Source organism: Streptomyces sp. NPDC055013 (assembly GCF_053608645.1).
In genome coordinates this window covers 1-19274 of the sequence record NZ_JBSGVW010000040.1, presented here as the reverse complement: position 1 = coordinate 19274, position 19274 = coordinate 1, and the positions used below count along the sequence as shown (strand labels likewise).

Here is a 19274-nt window from a genome sequence, read left to right as displayed (position 1 = left end):
CCGCGCTCGACCATGATTCAGCAACGTGAACATGTGTTTCGATGCTCGGGCGTACGTTCCACGCCGTGAACTCCGACAGATCCGTCGGCGCCCAGCCGACCGCGGCCGCCCACCAGCGGTTCGCCCTTGCCTCTCCCGCCCGCCGCGCACTCCTGCGGTTCGGGCTGACCGGGGCCGCGGCGCTGGGGGCGACCGCAGCCCTCGGCACGGCTCCCGCCTCCGCCACCACCCCCACCACCGCCTCGCGTCGCCGGCCCGGTACGCCGGAGGAGGCCCTGCGGGAGCTCGCCGCGGGCAACCTGCGGTGGCGCACCTTCCGGCAGCGCCATCCCGACGAGTCGCCCGCCGTGCGGCAGAGCCTGACGTCGGGTCAGCAGCCCTTCGCCCTCGTCCTCGGCTGCATCGACTCCCGGGTCCCTCCGGAGCTGGTCTTCGACCAGGGCCTCGGCGACCTGATGACCGTGCGCTCCGCCGGCGAGGTCCTCGACGAGGCCGTACTCGGCAGCGTCGCCTACGGCGTCCTCGAACTGAACATCCCCCTGGTCATGGTCCTCGGCCACCAGTCGTGCGGCGCCGTGAAGGCCGCCGTCGAGTCGGATCTGTCCGGCGAGCGGCTGCCGGCCCACATCCAGTACATCGCCGACCGGATAGCCCCGAACATAGACCGCGCCCAGGAGGGCGACGCCCGCATCGACTCCACCATCGACGCCAACGTACGGGCCATCCGCACCCACCTCGCGGCCGAACCGGACCTCGCCGCGAAGGTGACCTCCGGCCAACTGGCCATCGTGGGCGCCCGTTACGAGCTGACGACCCAGCGGGTCCATCGGGTCGGCTGACAGCCGGGAGCGGCGGCGGGGTCAGCGCCTGAGGACGAGGGTCTCCTCCGTGGGCACCCCCGGCACCGGCCCCGCCAGCCCCCCGTACACCCCGCCCCGCGCCACCAACTCCGCGTGCGTACCCGCCTCCACCAGCCGCCCGTCGTCCACGACCAGCACCCTGTCCGCCTCCGGCGCCAGGCTCAGGTCGTGCGTGATCACGAGGGTCGTACGGCCGGACATGAGGCGGCGAAGCGGCTGGACGACCTGGCGGGCGGCCACCGAGTCGAGACCGGCCGTCGGTTCGTCCAGGACCAGGACGGGGGCGTTGCGCAGCATCGCGCGGGCAATCGTGAGCCGCTTGAGCTGACCGCCGGAGAGGGCGGCCGTGCCGGGGGCGATGCGGGTGTCGTATCCCTCGGGGAGCGCGGCGATGAACTCGTGGGCCGCCGCCGCGCGCGCCGCCCGCTCGATCTCCCCGTCGCTCGCGCCCGGTCGGCCGCACGCGATGTTCTCGCGGACGGTGCCGTTGAGGATCAGGGTCTCCTGCGGCAGCAGCGTGACGTTCTCGCGCAGGAACCCCAGGTTCAGGTGCGGGAGCGGCACGCCGTCCAGGGTGATCGCTCCGGCCCCGGGGTCGTAAAACCGGGTCAGGAGCTTGGCCGCCGTCGACTTGCCGGCGCCGCTTCGGCCCGTGATGATCACCAGCTCGCCGGGGCCGGCCGTGAAGGTCAGGCCGGTCAGTGAGTCCCGTGTGGCGCCCGGGTGGCGGAAGGACACCCCGTGGAAGCCGACCCAGCCTCGGACCGGCCACGGCCCGACCGGTTCAGCGGGGTCGGTGACGGCCGGCTCGGCGTCCAGGATCTCGCCGAGGCGCTGGGCTCCGGCGGTGGCGGCGGTGAGGGTGAGGCCGAGTTGGCCGAGGTTGCGGACGGGCGGGTAGAGGTAGCCGATGAAGGCGGCGAAAGCGAGGAGCTGCCCCAGGGTCATACGGCCGGCGGAGATCTCCCACACCCCGAGGCCGATCACCGCGAGCACGCAGATCGTCTCCACGACCTCGACGAACTGCTCGTACATCTCACTCAGCCGCGCACCCCGCACCGACGCCTTCATCCAGGCCCGTGCCTCGCGGTCGAGCCGCTTCTCCTCGTCGCCGTGGCGGTTGTAGGCCTGGGTGAGGAGGACGTGGCCCAGCGACTCCTCGACCACCGAGGTGATCGCACCGTCGGCGACCCGCTCGTCCTGGGAGGCGGTGCGGATACGGCCGGCGAAACGGCGCGCGGCCAGCAGGAACAGGGGCGCCAGGACGAAGGTGGCCAGGGCCAGGTCCCAGCGCAGACACAGGGCGGCCGCCGCGTAGAAGACCGTCGAGAACGCCGCCGCGACCGCGCCGACCACGCCCGAGACGACCATCTCCTCGATGGCCTCGACATCCCCGGTGAGCCGCTCCACCAGGTCCCCGCGCCGGTGCTTCCGGAAGAAGTGCGGCGGCAGGTCCTGCACATGCCGGAAGACCTTCGCGCGCAGCCGCAGCACGAATCTCTCGGCGGTCCAGGTGGCGAGCGAGTTCCCGAGATACCCGACGACCGCCCCCAGTACGGCCACGCCCAGCCAGGCCGCCGCCGGACCCCAGAAGGCCGAGAGCGAACCGGCTTTCAGCGCGTCGTCGGTGAGTTCCGCGAACAGCAGGATCGACGCGGTCTCGGCGAGCGCGGCGACCACCACGCAGGCGACGATGACCGCGAGCCACTTGCGGTGGCCGCGCGTCAGCGGCCAGAAACGCCGGAAGGCCGTACGCGATTCCCTCATGCTCAAGTCCCTTTCCCAGCACCCGACATGACGGGCATAGGACATGACGGAGGCGGGGCCCCCGAAGCCCGATCGCTTCGGTGACCCCGCCTCCCGTGTCGTGTCCTCAGCCCTTGTGTGCGACCGGACGCCGCTTCGGAGCGGCCTTCTTCGCCACCGGCTTCTTCTTGTGCGCCGGGGCCGGGGCGGCGGGCTTGCGGGTCTTCTTGACGGGGGCGATCTTGTGGAAGCTCATCATGTTCTCCTTTGTTTCTGAATCGATTGCATCGATTGCGCCGATCGCATCGATCGCTTTCGACACGGAAAACATTACGGGACCTCGAACCACGAAATCGCCAATTCCGCTGAGACCTCTATTAATTGAGCCTGAGAGGTTTTTCAGGGAATTCCCGGAACTAATCGCGAACTCACACAGAATTGATTACCGGCGCCCCACCGCCAGCCCGGCGCCTTGCAACCGCACCCTGATCCCGTCCTCCTCCACCCGCACATCCCGCAGCCGTACGTCCCCGCTCGGCGGCTCCGGGAGGCGGAAGCCCAGGGAGAGCCGGTCGGCGAGGACCGGGCGGGTCAGGCGGGGGAGGGCGTCGAGGAGGGCCGGGTCGAAGCCGAGGAGTTTGAGGAGCTGGGGGTGGTCGAGGGCCAGGTCGATCAGGTTCAGGCGCATGGCCTGGCGGATGAACTTCGGCGTGCCGGTCAGCTCGGTGAGCTTGGACTCGTGGCGCAGGGCCTCGCGGACGACCGAGTCGGGCACGCCCAGGCGCCGCACGACGGCCGGGACGGACAGCAGCGCCTTCGCCTTGCGGGTCTCGTGGGCCAGGCGGGCCGCCGACGCACGGCTCAGGTGCAGGCCCTCCGAGGTGCGAGCACCCGGGCGGTACGTGGCCAGGTCGCCGATGTCCAGGCGCATGCCGCCGATGTGGGTGGCGATGCCGCGGTCGCCGTTGCGCAGGATGCGGGCCTCGGCGCGCAGGTTGAGGTCGTGTCCGGCGACCGGCAGGGTGCCGCGGGCCCGGATGCGGTCGTGCCCCTCGCCGGTGAAGGTGACCTGGGACGCGCCGAGTTCACGGTTGAGGTCCGCGAAGGAGAGCAGGACGTCGCCCTCCAGCTCGGGGACGTCGGCGCCGCGCACCGACAGCGGGCCGTCGGTGTCGAGCCGTACGTCTGACGCCGTCGCCGTCACCTGGGCGAGCGAGATCCGGTCGGCGGCCACGTCGGGGACCGTCACCTTCACCGAGTCCAGCCGCTCGTCGGCGAGTTGGGTGAAGAAGGGGAAGCCGCCGATCTCCACCTCGGGAGCGGCCGCGAGGTCCAGGTGGGTCTTGAGGGTGTCCGCCGCTTTGCGCTCGGCGTAGAGGAGGGCCCAGCGGTCGGCGAGGCTGAGGAAGGCGGCGAGGACGACGAGGCCGACGACCGCCTTCATCGCGAACGGAAGTCCCGCGAAGCGGCCTCTGCGCCGGCGGCGGCCGTTGCGGCGGTGATTGGGCGCGGCCCAGGGATCGTCCTGGGCCGCCGCCGCGTCCGCTTCGTCCGGCTCGTCCGGTACGTCGTCGTGGAGGAACTCCTCCAGCGGACCGCCGTCCAGTCTGCCGAGCTCCTCGTACGGGTTCGTATAGGGAGCGTTTGGATGGGGATGCGCCGTTATGTGGTGGGGGGAACGCATCGGCCCATCCGACCATGCGCACGCCCCCCACCCGCAACCTCTACCGGAGGTTTGCGATCTAGTTCACGCTACTTCACTTCACTACTGCACAACCGTGATCCGGTTCGCAGCCGGCGGAGCGATCGGGTTCGTCGCCGAGGAGTTGGCCGTCAGGTACTTCTCCAGCACCGTCAGGTCGTCCGTCCCGACCAGGTCGTTCGTGCCCTGGCCCAGCGTGGGGAAGCCGTCGCCGCCGCCCGCGAGGAAGTTGTTCGTGGCGACCCGGTAGGTGGCCGTCGGGTTGATCGCCTCGCCGTTGAGCTTGATCGAGTCGCTCACCACACGATCCGCGCCCGACTTCGTCAGGTCCAGCGTGTACGTCAGGCCCGAGGAGATCTGCAGCACCTTCGGCGAGGCCGCGTTCGTCCCGCTCACCTGCTCCTTGAGCACCTGGATCAGCTGCGCGCCGGTGAGGTCCTGCAGGTTCACCGTGTTGGAGAACGGCTGCACCGTGAAGCCCTCGGCGTAGGTCACCACACCGTCGCCCTCGGCGCCCTTGGCCGCGAACGTCAGCGGCGCCCGGATGCCGCCGGGGTTCATCAGCGCCAGGTCCGTCTCCGGGTCCAGCTCCTTGCCGTACGCCAGCTGCGCGTCCGCGATCAGGTCGCCGAGCGGGGACTCGGTGCCGGCGCTCGGGATGTCGGCGGAGATGTAGCCGATCGCGCGGTTGCCGATGGGCGCCGCGAGGGTGTTCCACTTGCTGATCAGCCGGGTCATGTCGGGCGCCTTGGGGACATCCCGGGTGACCACACGGTTCGCGGACTTCACGGCCGTACGGGCGATGTCGCCGGTGTAGCGGTCGTACGTCAGCGTGGTGTCCGTGTAGAGGCGGCCGAAGGACGCGGCCGACGTGACCATGCGGGGCTTGCCCGACGGGTCGTCGATCGAGCAGACGTACGCGGCGTGCGTGTGGCCGGTGACCAGCGCGTCGACCTGCGGCGTGATGTTCTTGGCGATGTCGACGATCGGGCCGGAGACGCCGTCGCCCGCGCCCGGGGCCTCGCAGTCGTAGTTGTACGAGGCGGAGGCCGGGGCACCGCCCTCGTGGATGAGCGCGACGATCGACTTCACGCCCTGGCGCTGGAGCACCTTGGCGTACTTGTTGATCGTCTCGACCTCGTCCTTGAACTTCAGGCCCTTGACGCCCTCGGCGGAGACGACGCCCGGCGTGTCCTCCAGGGTCACGCCGATGAAGCCGACCTTGACGTCCCGCTTCTTCCACACCCAGTAGGGCTTGAGGATCGGCTTGCCGGTCTTCTCGTCGAGGACGTTCGCGGCGAGGTAGGGGAAGTCGGCGCCCTTGAACTTCTTGTCCGTGTAGCAGCCGGCTGTCGGGTGACAGCCGCCCTTCTGCAGGCGGGCCAGCTCCTTGGCGCCCTCGTCGAACTCGTGGTTGCCGACCGAGGTGACGTCCAGGTCGAGCTTGTTCAGCGCCTCGATGGTGGGCTCGTCGTGGAAGAGGCCCGAGATCAGCGGGGAGGCGCCGACCATGTCGCCGCCGGCCGCGGTGATGGAGTACTTCTCGCCCTCGCGCGCCTGGCGCAGATGCGTGGCGAGGTACTCCACGCCGCCCGCGTCGATGGTCTTCGTCGTGCCGTCCGCCTGCAGTTCGGTGACCCGGCCGGAGGAACCGGCCGGCGGCTCCAGGTTGCCGTGCAGGTCGTTGAAGGACAGCAGCTGGACGTCCTGGTAACGGCTGTGCTGGTGCCCGTGGCCGCCCTTGTCCGAGCGCTCGCCCGCCGACGCCGTCGCGGGCAGCGCCGCGGCGAGCGCACCCACGGTGGCGAGACCGGCGGCGGTCGCGATCAGTGCGTACGTACGGCGTCTGCGGTGCTGCTGGTGGGATGTGGCTGACATCCGCCCCCCTGTGAGTCGTGAGTCGTGGGTGACATGGCCCCGTCGGGCGGCAGCCTAGAGTCAACGCGCGTAGCGCGACAGGGGGTTCCGGGTTACAGGCTGGTTGCTTCTGTGCCGGGACTTTGGCGGAGGCGCCCCTTACCCTCGTACGCATGACCAGCGACGACACCGCACACCCGCTTCCGACCCGTTCCATCGAGACCCGTCTCGCGCTCTCCCCGGAGCAGACCGAGGCCGTGCTCGAACTGCTCGCGGAGGCCGCCCGGAACGACGGGCAGCAGGCGGTGTCCGAGCAGGGACGGCTGCAACTGGGTGGCGGGGAGCGCGAGGGCGTGTCGCATCTGCTGCTGACGGTCGGCGGCGAACTCGTCGGCTACGCCCAGCTGGAGGACACCGACCCGGTGGAGGCCCCCGCCGCCGAACTGGTCGTGCACCCCTCGCACCGCGGCCACGGACACGGCCGCGCGCTGGGCTCGGCCCTCCTCGGCGCGTCCGGCAAGCGGCTGCGGGTGTGGGCCCACGGCGGCCACGCCGCCGCCCGCCACCTGTCCCAGGTCCTCGGCCTCACGCTGTTCCGCGAACTGCGCCAGATGCGCCGCTCGTTGACGGACCTGACACTGCCGGACCCGGTGCTCCCCGAGGGCGTGACGGTCCGCACCTTCGAGCCCGGCCGGGACGACGCGGCCTGGCTCGCGGTGAACGCCGCCGCCTTCGCCCACCACCCCGAGCAGGGCTCCCTCACCCAGCGCGACCTCGACGACCGCAAGGCCCAGCCGTGGTTCGACCCGGCGGGGTTCTTCCTGGCGGAACGGGCCGGCGAGCTCATCGGCTTCCACTGGACGAAGGTCCACGCGGAGGAGGGGCTCGGTGAGGTGTACGTCCTCGGCGTGCGACCGGGCGCGCAGGGCGGCGGCCTGGGCAAGGCCCTCACGACGATCGGGCTGCGCCACCTGGCCGCGCAGGGGCTGCCCACGGCGATGCTCTACGTCGACGCCGACAACAAGGCGGCGGTGTCGGTGTACGAACGGCTCGGGTTCACCACGTACGAGACGGACCTCATGTACCGGACCGAGACCTGACATTCAGCGCGTAAGGGGCGGCGATCTTGACGCCGCCCCTTTCTTGCACCACCCTTTCACTACTCAATTAGTGAAAGGGTGGTGGAACGGATGGTCGAGTACCGCATCGACCGGCGCTCCGGCGTCGCCACCTATGTGCAGATCGTCCAGCAGACCAAACAGGCCCTGCGCCTGGGCCTGTTGGAGCCGGGCGACAAGCTGCCCACGGCCCGTGAGGTCGTCGAGGCAACCGCCATCAACCCCAACACCGTCCTCAAGGCCTACCGCGAACTGGAACGCGAAGGCCTGGTCGAGGCACGCCGGGGGCTCGGCACGTTCGTACGGCGCGGACTGAACACCGCACCGGCCGACTCGCCTCTGCGCATCGAACTGGACGCGTGGGCCGTACGGGCCCGCGAGGCCGGGCTGGACCGCGACGACGTGGACGCTCTCTTCACTTCCGTACTGGACACGCACTTCAAGGGGGACGAGTCATGACCGAGACCGCCATCGAGGCGGCCGCACTGGGCAGGAGGTTCGGGCGGCGCCGCAAGCGGGCGCTGGACGGCTGCGACTTCCGCCTCCCCACGGGGACCGTGTGCGCCGTCGTCGGGCCGAACGGCGCGGGCAAGTCGACCCTGCTCTCCCTCGCCGCCGGTCTGCTGCCCCCCACCGACGGCACGATCAGCGTCCTCGGCCGGGCCCCGGCGGCGGTCCGCGAGCGGATCGCGTACGTCGCCCAGGACAAGCCCCTGCACCCCCAGCTCACCATCGCCGACACCCTGCGCTTCGGCCGCGAGCTGAACCCCGGCCGTTGGGACGACCGGGTCGCCGAGCGGATCGTCGCCGAGGGCGACCTCGACCCGGCAGCGAAGATCCGCACGCTCTCCGGCGGCCAGCGCACCCGCGTCGCACTCGCCCTCGCCCTCGGCAAGCGCCCCGAACTGCTGCTCCTGGACGAGCCGATGGCCGACCTCGACCCGCTCGCCCGGCATCAGCTGATGGCCACGCTCATGGCCGACGCGGCCGAGCACGGCACCACGGTTGTCATGTCCTCGCACGTCGTGGCCGAGTTGGAGGGCGCCTGCGACCACCTCCTGCTGCTCGGCGCCGGCCGGGTCCGCCTCGCCGGACCGCTGGACGACCTGCTCGCCGCGCATCGGCTCGTCACGGGCCGCGCCGACGCGCCCCTGGACCCGCACACCGTGGTCGAGTCCCGCTCCACCGGGCGCCAACTGACCGCACTCATACGCCCCGAGGGCCCCCTCGGCGACGCATGGCAGGCCACCACCCCAACCCTGGAGGAACTGGTCCTGGCCCACCTGCGCGCCCCCGAGGCCCCGGCTCTGCGCCTCGACGACGTACGGGAGGCCGCCGGATGACCACCGTGACCATCGAGACGTCCACCACCGCCATGCCCTCCCGGGGGCCGCGCGGCCTGGTCTGGACGATGCTGCGACTGCACCGCTCGGCGCTGTGGTTCTGGGTGATGCTCGTGGCCGTGGCCGCCGGGTCGCTGCTGTGGGCGTACGGGCCGGGAGCGGACGCCGCCTGGGCCGCGTTCCGGAAGATGGGCTGCGCCTCGCCCCAGGACGGAATGGGCTGCGACGTCACGGCCCCCGCCGTATCCCGGTACGGCACGGTCGTCGCCGTCGGCGCCGGGCTGCTCGCCCTCACGCCGGTCCTGACCGCCGCCTGGGCGGGCGCCGCCCTCATCGGGCGTGAACTGGAGAGCGGTACCGCCCAGTTGGCGTGGACGCAGTCGGTCTCGCCGGCCCGCTGGCTGGCCGCCAAGGCCGCCGTCCCGGCCGCCCTGCTCGTCTCCGGCACACTCCTGCTCACGCTGCTGCACCGCATGCTGTGGTCGGCCGACGGTGCGCTGCTCGCCACGAGCTCGCGCCAGTGGGACGACAGCACCAGCTTCGTGGCCAACGGCACCCTCGCCACCGCCTACGCCCTCCTCGGCCTCGCCGTCGGCATCCTCGCGGGCGTGCTCCAGCGCCGCGCCCTGCCCGCGCTCGGCACGGCGGTCATCGGCCTGATGACCCTGCTGTACGCGCTCACCGCGCTGCGCCCGCATCTGTGGCCGGTCGAGACGCTCGTCGACAAGGACGAGTACCCGCCGTACATCGGCATGGTCGTCGGCGAGGGCGCCCTCACCTCCGCCGGCGCCCGCGTCCCGGACCCCATCTGCGTCGACGACGCCAAGTGCCTCGCGGACCACGACATCGTGGGCTTCTACCGCGACTTCCACCCGTCGTCGCACTTCTGGCCGCTGCAGCTGATGGAGACGGGCATCGCCCTCGCCGTCGCGGCGCTGGCGGTCTGGATCGCCTTCCGGCTGCTGAAGCGGCGTACCGGAGCCGCCGTATGACGACCGCGCTCACCGCCACGACCGCCCCCGCCGGGCGCACCCCGCGCGGGCCGCGGGGCCCCATCTGGACCGTCCTGCGGGTGCACCGCACGGCGCTCGTGTTCTGGGCGCTGGCCCTGCTCGCCGCCACGGCCGTCCTGATCTGGATGTACGTCATCGGCGACGAGGCCCGCAAGGGCAACGTCCCGTGCGCCACGCCGGCCCACGACGGCTACCCCAGCTGTGCCTCCGTCGAGGCGATCACCGTGGACGACGTCTACGCCGGCTGGATCGCCTTGATCGCCACCGCCCTGACCTACGCGATCCTGCCCGTCGCCGCCTGGGCCGGCGGCGCGCTCGTCGGCCGCGAGCTGGAGAGCGGCACCGCGCGGCTCGCCTGGACCCAGTCGGTCACCCCGACCCGCTGGCTGGCCGCCCAGCTCACCGTCCCGGCCGTGCTGCTGGCCACCGGCACCGGCACGCTCGTCCTGCTGAACAACTGGGCACGCGGCGACGGCAACCCCAACCTGGTCGGCGACTGGTACAACGCGGACGCGTTCGTCGGGACCGGTCCGACCGCCGTCGCCTACCCCCTGGCCGGCCTCGCCCTCGGCGCGCTCGCCGGCCTGCTGACGCGCCGGGCCCTGCCCGCCGCCGGGGTGGGCCTCGTGGTCGCGCTCGTCCTCTGCGGCGTGCTGGAACACGCCCGCGACAGCCTGTGGCCCACGGCCACGCGCACGGCGACCGGCACCCTCGAAATGCCCCGCTCGGCCCTCGTGACGTCCTGGGAAACCGCGACCACGGACGGTGTCCGGCACACCCGGGTGACCTACCACCCGGAGTCCCACTACTGGCCGCTCCAGTACGTCGAGACCGGCGTCCTTCTCGCCGTGGCCGCCGTCGCGACCCTCACCGCCTTCCGGCTGCTGCGCCGCCGCATGCCCTGAGCCGGCCGGGCCGCACGTCCCTCCACGGGGGGAGGGACGTGCGGGTCTTGGCATATGACTGACCGCGTAGACGTCCGCGAGCCGCCCCCCGCTATCCCGCACGCCATGTCTCCGTAACCATTGGTTCAGACGGGCTTGCGACGCTCGGCCAATGACCCCCGCCGTGCCAGAGCCTTCGCCGCACCCGGGAGGGAGCGCGAGGAACGGGGCCGCCCGACGCCTCCCCGCCAAGCTCCCGCCCGCGCTTTCCGACGCGCCCATAAGCCTCGGCACGCGGAACAATGGGCATATGAGCCAGTCCTCGAACGCCCAGGCAAAGGTCCAGCACGCGCAGCCCTCCGTGGGCTCCATTGCGGCGCACCGTCCGCACGGGGTCACCTCGGCAGTGGTCTCCGACCTGGAACCCGACATCGATGCCGACCTCGACGCGTACGAGGTCACCGAGATCGACGGCGTCCAGTTGCCCCAGGGACGCTTCCTGGACCGGGAGCGCAGCTGGCTCGCGTTCAACGAGCGCGTCCTCGAACTCGCCGAGGACCCGAACACCCCGCTCCTCGAACGGGCGAACTTCCTGGCGATCTTCGCCAGCAACCTGGACGAGTTCTTCATGGTCCGGGTGGCCGGTCTGAAGCGCCGTATCGCCACCGGTGTCGCCACCCGGTCCGCGTCCGGCCTGCAGCCCCGCGAGGTCCTGGAGATGATCTGGGCCCGCTCCCGCGAGCTGATGGCCCGGCACGCCGCCTGCTACCACGAGGACGTCGCCCCCGCGCTCGCGGAGGAGAGCATCCACCTGGTCCGCTGGAGCGAGCTGACGGAGAAGGAGCAGGCCCGCCTCTTCACCCTGTTCCGGCACCAGATCTTCCCGGTCCTGACCCCGCTGGCGGTCGACCCGGCGCACCCCTTCCCGTACATCTCGGGCCTGTCCCTGAACCTGGCCGTACGGGTCCGCAACCCCGTCACCGGCACGCCGCACTTCGCCCGCGTGAAGGTGCCGCCGCTGCTCTCCCGCTTCCTGGAGGCCTCCCCCGGCCGGTTCGTCCCGATCGAGGACGTCATCGGCGCGCACCTGGAGGAGCTGTTCCCGGGCATGGAGGTCCTGGAGCACCACGCCTTCCGGGTCACCCGCAACGAGGACCTGGAGGTCGAGGAGGACGACGCCGAGAACCTCCTCCAGGCCCTGGAGAAGGAGCTCATGCGGCGCCGCTTCGGGCCGCCGGTGCGCCTGGAGGTCGAGGAGAACATCAACCAGGAGGTCCTGGACCTGCTGGTGCGCGAGCTGAAGATCAGCGAGGCCGAGGTCTACCCGCTGACCGGCCCCCTGGACCTCACGGGCCTCTTCCGCATCGCCTCGATCGACCGGCCCGAACTGAAGTACCCGAAGTTCGTCGCGGGCACCCATCGCGATCTCGCCGAGGTCGAGTCGGCGTCCGCGCCGGACATCTTCGCCGCGCTGCGCAACCGGGACGTGCTGCTGCACCACCCGTACGACTCCTTCTCGACGTCCGTGCAGGCCTTCCTGGAGCAGGCGGCCGACGACCCGGACGTCCTCGCGATCAAGCAGACCCTGTACCGGACGTCCGGCGACTCCCCCATAGTCAACGCGCTCATCGACGCCGCCGAGGCCGGCAAGCAGGTCCTGGTGCTGGTCGAGATCAAGGCCCGCTTCGACGAGCACGCCAACATCAAGTGGGCGCGCAAGCTGGAGGAGGCCGGCTGCCATGTCGTCTACGGCCTCGTCGGCCTGAAGACCCACTGCAAACTGTCCCTGGTGGTCCGCCAGGAGGGCGAGACGCTACGGCGCTACAGCCACGTCGGCACCGGCAACTACCACCCGAAGACGGCGCGGCTGTACGAGGACCTCGGCCTGCTGACCGCCGACCCGCAGGTCGGCGCCGATCTGTCCGACCTGTTCAACCGTCTGTCGGGCTACTCCCGCCGGGAGACGTACCGCCGTCTGCTGGTGGCCCCCAAGTCCCTGCGTGACGGTCTGATCTCGCGGATCAACAAGGAAGTCCAGCACCACCGTGCCGGGCGTCCCGCCTATGTCCGCATCAAGGTCAACTCCATAGTCGACGAGGCGATCATCGACGCCTGCTACGCCGCCGCCCAGGCGGGCGTGCCGGTCGACATCTGGGTTCGCGGCATCTGCGCGATCCGCCCGGGCGTCGCGGGACTGTCGGAGAACATCCGCGTCCGCTCGGTCCTCGGCCGCTTCCTGGAGCACTCCCGGGTCTTCGCCTTCGGCAACGGCGGCGAACCCGAGGTGTGGATCGGCAGCGCCGACATGATGCACCGCAACCTCGACCGCCGTATCGAGGCCCTGGTCAGGGTCACCGACCCGGCCCACCGCGCCGCGCTCAACCGGCTCCTGGAGACCGGTATGTCCGACACCACCGCGTCCTGGCACCTCGGTCCGGACGGCGAGTGGACCCGGCACGCGACGGACGCGGAAGGCCAGCCCCTGCGCAACGTCCAGGAGATGCTCATAGACGCCCGGAGGCGCCGGCGTGGCACAGCAACACCTTGATCCGACGGACCCCATGGCCGGGGCCGTGACCGGGGACGCCCTCGCGGGCTACCTGCGCGCCCAGGCCACGGAGTTCCTCCGAGCCCTGCGCATGCACCGGGAGACCGGCGGCGGCACGGCGGGCGGTGGCTCGGAGGAGTCCGTCGACGCGGCCCGGGCCCTGCGCCGCTCGGCCCGCCGCATCAGCGCCAGCCTGCACACGTTCCGCCCGTTGCTGGACACCGACTGGTCCGAGGCCATCCGCCCCGAACTGGCCTGGCTGTCGGGCACGCTGGCGATGGAGCACGCGTACGCGGCCCGTCTGGAGCGCCTGCTGCTGGCGCTGCACCGGTTGTCGGGGGCGGCGGTGCTGCCCGGGCAGACGGGGGTGGCCGGCGTGCCCGGCGCGGGCAGGTCCGCGGGCGGGGCCGCGGGGAGCGGTTCCACCGATGCGTCCCCGGGCAGCACTGCCGGAGTCGGCCCTCGGAAAGGGGAACCTGCTGAGGCCGGTCCCCCGGCCCACCCGGCGGCCACCCCGGAGCGCGGCAATCTGACCGTCGGCGCGGCGAAGGCGGGCGCCCTGCTCGACCGCCAGCTCACCCTGGCCCGGACACGAGCGCACAGCACGGCACTCCAGGCCCTGGGCAGCAGCCGTTTTCACGCCGTGGCCGACAACATCGCCGTACTGGCCAGCGAGGTCCCCCTCACCCCGGCCGCGGCGACCGCCGACCTGCGCCCCCTCGCGGCCGCCGCCGAGGAGCGGCTCACCGACGCGGTGACGGCACTGCCCCTGGTGACCGCGGGCCACCCCTACAACGCCGAGGCCCTGATCCACGGACTGTCCCCGGACCCGGCCCCGCATCCGCAGGACGCGCCCTGGCACCAGGTCCGCCTGCTGCTGCGCCTGCACCGCTACGCCCGCGAGGTGCTGCACGGCGACAGCGGCCCGGTGGACGTACGGCTGCTGGCGACCGGTCAGTCCCTCAACCGGCACCGCGACGCCTCCGAGGCCGCGGCCGCCGCGGCCCAGGCGGCCCGCACCCCGCGGATCGCCCCGGCGACGGCGTACGCCCTCGGCGTCCTGCACGCCGACCAGCGGCACGAGGTGGAGGCGGCACGCTTCGCGTTCCAGCAGTCCTGGGAGCGACAGACGGTGGGCACGCCCTAGGCATGCCTGAGACGGGAACTCCCGCATCAGGAACTCCCGAAGGAGGCTTCATCCCGTGACGCACGCGAACGACCTCACCGTCCATGCGGCCGGCTGCGTGCTGTGGCGCCGTTCGCCGGTAGACGGTGAGCTGGAGATATGCCTCATCCACCGGCCGAAATACGACGACTGGTCCCATCCCAAGGGAAAGCTGAAACGCGACGAGGCGCCCCTGGCCGGTGCGCTGCGCGAGGTCGCGGAGGAGACGGGGCACTCCGCCCGGCCGGGCGCCGAACTGCCGACGATGCGGTACACGGCGAACGACCGCCCCAAGGAGGTCCGCTACTGGGCGGCCGAGGCGGGCCCCGGCACGTTCGCCCCGAACGAAGAGGTGGACCGCATGCTGTGGCTCTCGCCCACGGCTGCCCGCAGCCGCCTCACCCAGCCGAGAGACCGCTCCCTCGTGGACGCCCTGCTGGAGTCGCTGCGCCCGGCATAGTCCGCAACAACCCCCCACAAAGCCTCGGAATGCACCCGTGTCCTCAACGTAAGCGTTCCGTGACCTCACCGCACCGTCCCCAGGGGTTCACCCCCCGTTCATTTACGCCCTTCGGCGCCTTCACCTGTTCTGCCTAATTTCGGCCTTGCACGATGACGGACCGCGCCCGGGGGACGGGTCCGCATCACCCATTCTTCGCACGCCGCCGAATTCAGGACGGCGGCTCCTGGAAGGAACTCTTTCAAGTGAAGCTTCAGCGCAAGAACCGGCGGGCTCTCGCTCTCGGCGCTCTCGCCGTCTCCGGCGCCCTGGCCCTCACGGCGTGCGGCTCCGACGACACCGGCACCAACGGCGGCGACTCGAGCGCCAGCGCCGGCGCCAGCAACATCAAGTGTGACGACGCCCAGGGCCAGCTGCTCGCCGACGGCTCCTCCGCGCAGAAGAACGCGATCGACGCCTGGGTCAAGCAGTTCACCGCCGCCTGCAAGGGCGTCCAGATCAACTACAAGGGCGGCGGCTCCGGCGCCGGCGTCACCGCGTTCACGCAGGGCCAGGTCGCCTTCGCCGGTTCCGACTCCGCGCTGGACGAGGAGGAGATCACCGCCTCCAAGAAGATCTGCTCCGGCGGCCAGGGCATCGACCTGCCGATGGTCGGCGGCCCGATCGCGGTCGGTTACAACGTCCCGGGTGTCGAGAACCTGATCCTGGACGCGCCGACCCTCGCCAAGATCTTCAACGACAAGATCAAGAACTGGAACGACGAGGCGATCGCGAAGCTGAACCCCGAGGCGAAGCTTCCCGACCTGAAGATCCAGGCGTTCCACCGCTCGGACGAGTCCGGCACCACGGACAACTTCACCAAGTACCTGATCGCCACCGCCAAGTCCGAGTGGCCGTACGAGGGCGGTAAGGCCTGGCAGGCCAAGGGCGGCCAGTCCGCCGCCGGCTCCTCCGGTGTCGCCCAGCAGGTCAAGCAGACCTCCGGCGCCATCAGCTACATGGAGCTGTCGTACGCCAAGGACGGCATCAACTCGGTCCAGATCGACACGGGCGCCGCGGCCCCGGTCGAGGCCACCACGGCCAACGCCTCCAAGATGATCGCCGCCGCCAAGCGCGTCGGCACCGGCAAGGACATGGCGCTGGAGCTGGACTACGCCACCAAGACCGACGGTGCCTACCCGATCACCCTGGTGACGTACGAGATCGTCTGCGACAAGGGCAACAAGTCCGAGACCCTGCCCGGCACCAAGGCGTTCCTGCGCTACATCGCTTCCGAGGACGGCCAGAAGATCCTCGAGGAGAACGACTACGCCCCGATGCCCGAGGAGATCATCTCCGAGGTTCGTACCACCATCGATGGCCTGAGCTGACCTGAGTGCGGTCCGGTCCGGAGCTGAAAAGACCCGGACCGGCCCGCACCGTCCGGTGCACCGCCGCCCGGAGCCGTACACCACCCACGGCTCCTCCGAGCCACCGCAGACCCGCGTGGCTCCGCAGACCGGAGAACCCGATGGACATAGCGACACAGAACACTCAAGCACCTCCCCCCACTCCACAGCCCGCGGCCGCCGACCAGAAGCGCGCCACCCGTGGCGCCACCCGGCCCGGTGACCGGGTCTTTCTCGCGCTCTCCCGCGGTTCCGGCATCTTCCTGCTGGTGATCATGGCCGCCATCGCGGTCTTCCTCACCTACCGCGCGACCCTCGCGATCAGCAAGGACGACGCCAACTTCCTCACCGCCTTCGAGTGGAACACCGGCGTGATCCCGCCGAAGTTCGGCATCGCGGTCCTGGTCTACGGCACGATCATCTCCTCGATCATCGCCATGGTCATCGCCGTCCCGATCGCCGTCGGCATCGCCCTGTTCCTCACCCACTACGCACCGCGCAAGCTCGGCGGCCCCATCGCGTACGTGATCGACCTGCTCGCCGCCGTGCCGTCCATCGTGTACGGCCTGTGGGGCGCCCTGATCCTCGTACCGAACATGGACGGCCTCTTCGGCTGGCTGGACCGGTACCTCGGCTGGACCGGGATCTTCTCCTGGGAGGGCGGCGCACCCCGCTCGATGCTGACGGTCGGCATCCTGCTCGCGATCATGATCCTGCCGATCATCACCAACGTGAGCCGCGAGGTCTTCCGCCAGGTCCCGCAGATGCACGAGGAAGCGGCCCTGGCGCTCGGCGCCACCCGCTGGGAGGTCATCCGCATGTCGGTCCTCCCCTTCGGCCGCTCCGGCGTCATCTCCGCCTCGATGCTCGGCCTCGGCCGCGCCCTCGGCGAGACGATGGCCGTGGCCACCGTGCTCTCCCCCGACTTCGACATCCACGCCAGCCTGCTCAACCCCGGCGGTGGAACCTTCGCCCAGAACATCGCCAGCAAGTTCGGTGAGGCGTCCGAGTTCGGCCGTGACGCGCTGATCGCCTCCGGCCTGGTCCTCTTCGTCATCACCCTGCTGGTCAACGGCGCGGCCCGCGCGATCATCGCCCGCCGCAAGGAGTACTCGGGGGCCAACGCATGAGCCACGCACTCGCCGACAAGCCCAGCAGCCTGCGCGGGGCCCGTCTGCCCAAGTGGTCCCCGTACGCCATCGCCGGCGGCTCCATCGCCGTCGCGGTCGGCATCGGCCTGGGCGCCGGCCTCGACAGCCGGATCCAGTGGGGGCTGATCGCAAGCCTCCTCTTCATCCTCGGTACGTACGTCATCGCCGCCCGCGTCGAAGGCCGCCGTCAGGCCAAGGACCGCATCGCCACGACGCTGGTCTGGGTGGCCTTCATCCTCGCCGTCATCCCGCTGGCCTCCCTGGTCTGGGCGACCGTGCAGCGCGGTGTGAAGGTCCTCGACGTCTACTTCCTGACCCACTCCATGGGCGTCGTCGCCGACTCCGAGCCGGGCGGTGGCATCTACCACGCCATCCTCGGCACCCTGGAGCAGGTCGGCCTCGCCACCCTGATCGCCGCGCCGGTCGGTGTGCTCACCGCGATCTACCTCGTGGAGTACGGGCGGGGCAACCTCGCCCGGGCCATCACCTTCTTCGTCGACGTCATGACGGGTATCCCGTCGATCGTCGCGGGTCTGTTCATCCTCAGCCTCATGCTGATGATGGACATGCAGCCCTTCGGCTTCGCCGGTTCGCTGGCGCTCGCGATCCTGATGATGCCGGTGGTCGTCCGCTCCACGGAGGAGATGCTCAAGCTCGTCCCGAACGAGCTGCGCGAAGCCTCCCTGGCGCTGGGCGTGCCCAAGTGGCGCACCATCCTGAAGGTGGTCGTACCGACCTCCATCGGCGGCATCACAACCGGCATCATGCTCGCGGTCGCCCGTATCACCGGAGAGACCGCGCCGGTGCTGCTGCTCGTGTTCGGCAACAGCTTCATCAACTCGAACCCGTTCGAGGGTGCGCAGGCGTCGCTGCCGCTGTACATCTACCAGCAGTACGCGAACAGTGCCGGGTCGTCGGCGGCGTACGACCGTGCCTGGGCGGCATCGCTCACGCTGATCGCGTTCGTGATGATCCTCAATCTGCTGGCCCGCGGGATCGCCCGCTGGAAGGCCCCGAAGACCGGTCGCTGACGCGGCCACGGCGACTGATCCGAATCTGGAAGTGAAGTAGACATGGCCAAGCGAATCGACGTAAGCGGGCTCACCGCCTACTACGGCTCCCACAAGGCAATCGAAGACATCTCGATGACGGTCGAGCCCCGCTCGGTGACGGCCTTCATCGGCCCCTCCGGCTGCGGCAAGTCGACGTTCCTGCGCACGCTGAACCGCATGCACGAGGTGACGTCGGGCGGCCGTGTGGAGGGCAAGGTCCTCCTGGACGACGAAGACCTGTACGGCGCCGGCATCGACCCGGTGTCGGTGCGCCGTGAGGTCGGCATGGTGTTCCAGCGTCCGAACCCGTTCCCCACGATGTCGATCTTCGACAACGTGGCGGCGGGCCTGCGGCTTAACGGCAGCTTCAAGAAGAGCGAGCTGCAGGACATCGTGGAGAAGTCCCTCAAGGGCGCGAACCTCTGGAACGAGGTCAAGGACCGCCTGAACAAGCCGGGTTCCGGCCTCTCCGGTGGTCAGCAGCAGCGTCTGTGCATCGCTCGTGCGATCGCGGTCGAGCCCAACGTGCTCCTCATGGACGAGCCCTGCTCGGCCCTGGACCCGATCTCCACCCTCGCCATCGAGGACCTGATCGGTGAGCTGAAGGAGCGCTTCACGATCGTCATCGTGACGCACAACATGCAGCAGGCGGCGCGTGTCTCGGACCGCACGGCCTTCTTCAACCTCTCCGCCGTGGGCCAGCCCGGCAAGCTGATCGAGATCGACGACACGGAGCGCATCTTCTCCAACCCGTCGGTCCAGGCCACGGAGGACTACATCTCCGGCCGCTTCGGCTGACAGACCCCTCGCGGTGCTGCATGGCGGTGCCACCGCGAGGCAGATAAAGGGCCCGCCCCCCGGCTCCCGGGGGGCGGGCCCCTGTCTGTGCCGCGATGCCTGCGGCGGCCTGTTGCTGTGTGGTGGGGGTTCGCGTAGCGCCTGCTGTTTCGTTGTGGGTCGGGGCCGTGCCGGGGGGTGTCCGTCCTC

Annotated in this window: 17 protein-coding genes; 13 read left to right on the top strand and 4 right to left on the bottom strand. The window is 70.7% G+C overall.

Features of this window, described 5'->3' with window-relative positions; all coding sequences use genetic code 11:
* Positions 1-65: 65 nt before the first annotated feature.
* On the top strand, positions 66-839 hold the full coding sequence (locus tag ACWGDB_RS34915; RefSeq protein WP_453826134.1) for a carbonic anhydrase: 774 nt from the start codon (positions 66-68) through the stop codon (positions 837-839).
* Between the two features lie 21 nt (positions 840-860).
* Here ACWGDB_RS34915 and ACWGDB_RS34910 read toward each other — a convergent pair whose 3' ends face one another.
* From ACWGDB_RS34910 to ACWGDB_RS34895, 4 genes are all read right to left on the bottom strand, one after another.
* Positions 861-2627, bottom strand: a complete 1767-nt coding sequence (locus ACWGDB_RS34910) for an ABC transporter ATP-binding protein (protein ID WP_453826133.1) — start codon at positions 2625-2627, stop codon at positions 861-863.
* A 106-nt stretch (positions 2628-2733) separates the two neighbouring features.
* The gene (locus tag ACWGDB_RS34905; RefSeq protein WP_453826132.1) at positions 2734-2928 is read right to left on the bottom strand and encodes a hypothetical protein; all 195 of its coding nucleotides are present in this window, start codon (positions 2926-2928) and stop codon (positions 2734-2736) included.
* A gap of 120 nt (positions 2929-3048) precedes the next feature.
* Positions 3049-4290, bottom strand: a complete 1242-nt coding sequence (locus ACWGDB_RS34900) for an LmeA family phospholipid-binding protein (protein WP_453826131.1) — start codon at positions 4288-4290, stop codon at positions 3049-3051.
* Between the two features lie 81 nt (positions 4291-4371).
* Positions 4372-6186, bottom strand: a complete 1815-nt coding sequence (locus tag ACWGDB_RS34895) for a bifunctional metallophosphatase/5'-nucleotidase (protein WP_453826130.1) — start codon at positions 6184-6186, stop codon at positions 4372-4374.
* A gap of 152 nt (positions 6187-6338) precedes the next feature.
* Here ACWGDB_RS34895 and mshD point away from each other — a divergent pair, with 152 nt between their 5' ends.
* The 12 genes from mshD (at position 6339) to pstB (ending at position 19085) form a co-directional block, all read left to right on the top strand.
* Complete coding sequence (gene mshD, locus ACWGDB_RS34890) at positions 6339-7265, top strand: mycothiol synthase (RefSeq protein ID WP_453826129.1); 927 nt, start codon at positions 6339-6341, stop codon at positions 7263-7265.
* Positions 7266-7355: 90 nt separating this feature from the next.
* Entirely contained in the window at positions 7356-7742 is a 387-nt protein-coding gene (locus ACWGDB_RS34885) for a GntR family transcriptional regulator (RefSeq protein ID WP_383607219.1), read from the top strand.
* On the top strand, positions 7739-8626 hold the full coding sequence (locus ACWGDB_RS34880; RefSeq protein ID WP_453826128.1) for an ABC transporter ATP-binding protein: 888 nt from the start codon (positions 7739-7741) through the stop codon (positions 8624-8626). Before ACWGDB_RS34885 ends, ACWGDB_RS34880 begins: the two co-directional genes overlap by 4 nt.
* Positions 8623-9618 carry an ABC transporter permease gene (locus tag ACWGDB_RS34875; protein ID WP_453826127.1) on the top strand — a complete coding sequence of 332 codons (996 nt, stop codon included), beginning with the start codon at positions 8623-8625 and terminating at the stop codon, positions 9616-9618. The genes ACWGDB_RS34880 and ACWGDB_RS34875 overlap by 4 nt, the downstream gene beginning before the upstream one ends.
* Positions 9615-10544 carry a hypothetical protein gene (locus tag ACWGDB_RS34870; RefSeq protein WP_453826126.1) on the top strand — a complete coding sequence of 310 codons (930 nt, stop codon included), beginning with the start codon at positions 9615-9617 and terminating at the stop codon, positions 10542-10544. Before ACWGDB_RS34875 ends, ACWGDB_RS34870 begins: the two co-directional genes overlap by 4 nt.
* Before the next feature lie 151 nt (positions 10545-10695).
* Positions 10696-13071 (top strand): RNA degradosome polyphosphate kinase, encoded by a 2376-nt coding sequence (locus ACWGDB_RS34865; protein WP_453826125.1) that lies wholly within the window; start codon positions 10696-10698, stop codon positions 13069-13071.
* A complete protein-coding gene (locus tag ACWGDB_RS34860; protein ID WP_453826124.1) occupies positions 13052-14218 on the top strand; it encodes a CHAD domain-containing protein in 1167 nt (388 codons plus the stop codon). The genes ACWGDB_RS34865 and ACWGDB_RS34860 overlap by 20 nt, the downstream gene beginning before the upstream one ends.
* A 55-nt stretch (positions 14219-14273) precedes the next feature.
* Positions 14274-14696, top strand: coding sequence for an NUDIX hydrolase (locus ACWGDB_RS34855; protein WP_453826123.1), 423 nt, complete (start codon positions 14274-14276; stop codon positions 14694-14696).
* A 245-nt stretch (positions 14697-14941) separates the two neighbouring features.
* Positions 14942-16066 (top strand): phosphate ABC transporter substrate-binding protein PstS, encoded by a 1125-nt coding sequence (gene pstS, locus ACWGDB_RS34850; RefSeq protein ID WP_453826122.1) that lies wholly within the window; start codon positions 14942-14944, stop codon positions 16064-16066.
* A gap of 140 nt (positions 16067-16206) precedes the next feature.
* Entirely contained in the window at positions 16207-17214 is a 1008-nt protein-coding gene (pstC, locus tag ACWGDB_RS34845; RefSeq protein WP_453826121.1) for a phosphate ABC transporter permease subunit PstC, read from the top strand.
* A complete protein-coding gene (gene pstA, locus ACWGDB_RS34840) occupies positions 17211-18266 on the top strand; it encodes a phosphate ABC transporter permease PstA (RefSeq protein WP_369271965.1) in 1056 nt (351 codons plus the stop codon). Before pstC ends, pstA begins: the two co-directional genes overlap by 4 nt.
* A gap of 42 nt (positions 18267-18308) precedes the next feature.
* Positions 18309-19085 (top strand): phosphate ABC transporter ATP-binding protein PstB, encoded by a 777-nt coding sequence (pstB, locus tag ACWGDB_RS34835; RefSeq protein ID WP_453826120.1) that lies wholly within the window; start codon positions 18309-18311, stop codon positions 19083-19085.
* The last annotated feature ends 189 nt before the right edge of the window (positions 19086-19274 follow it).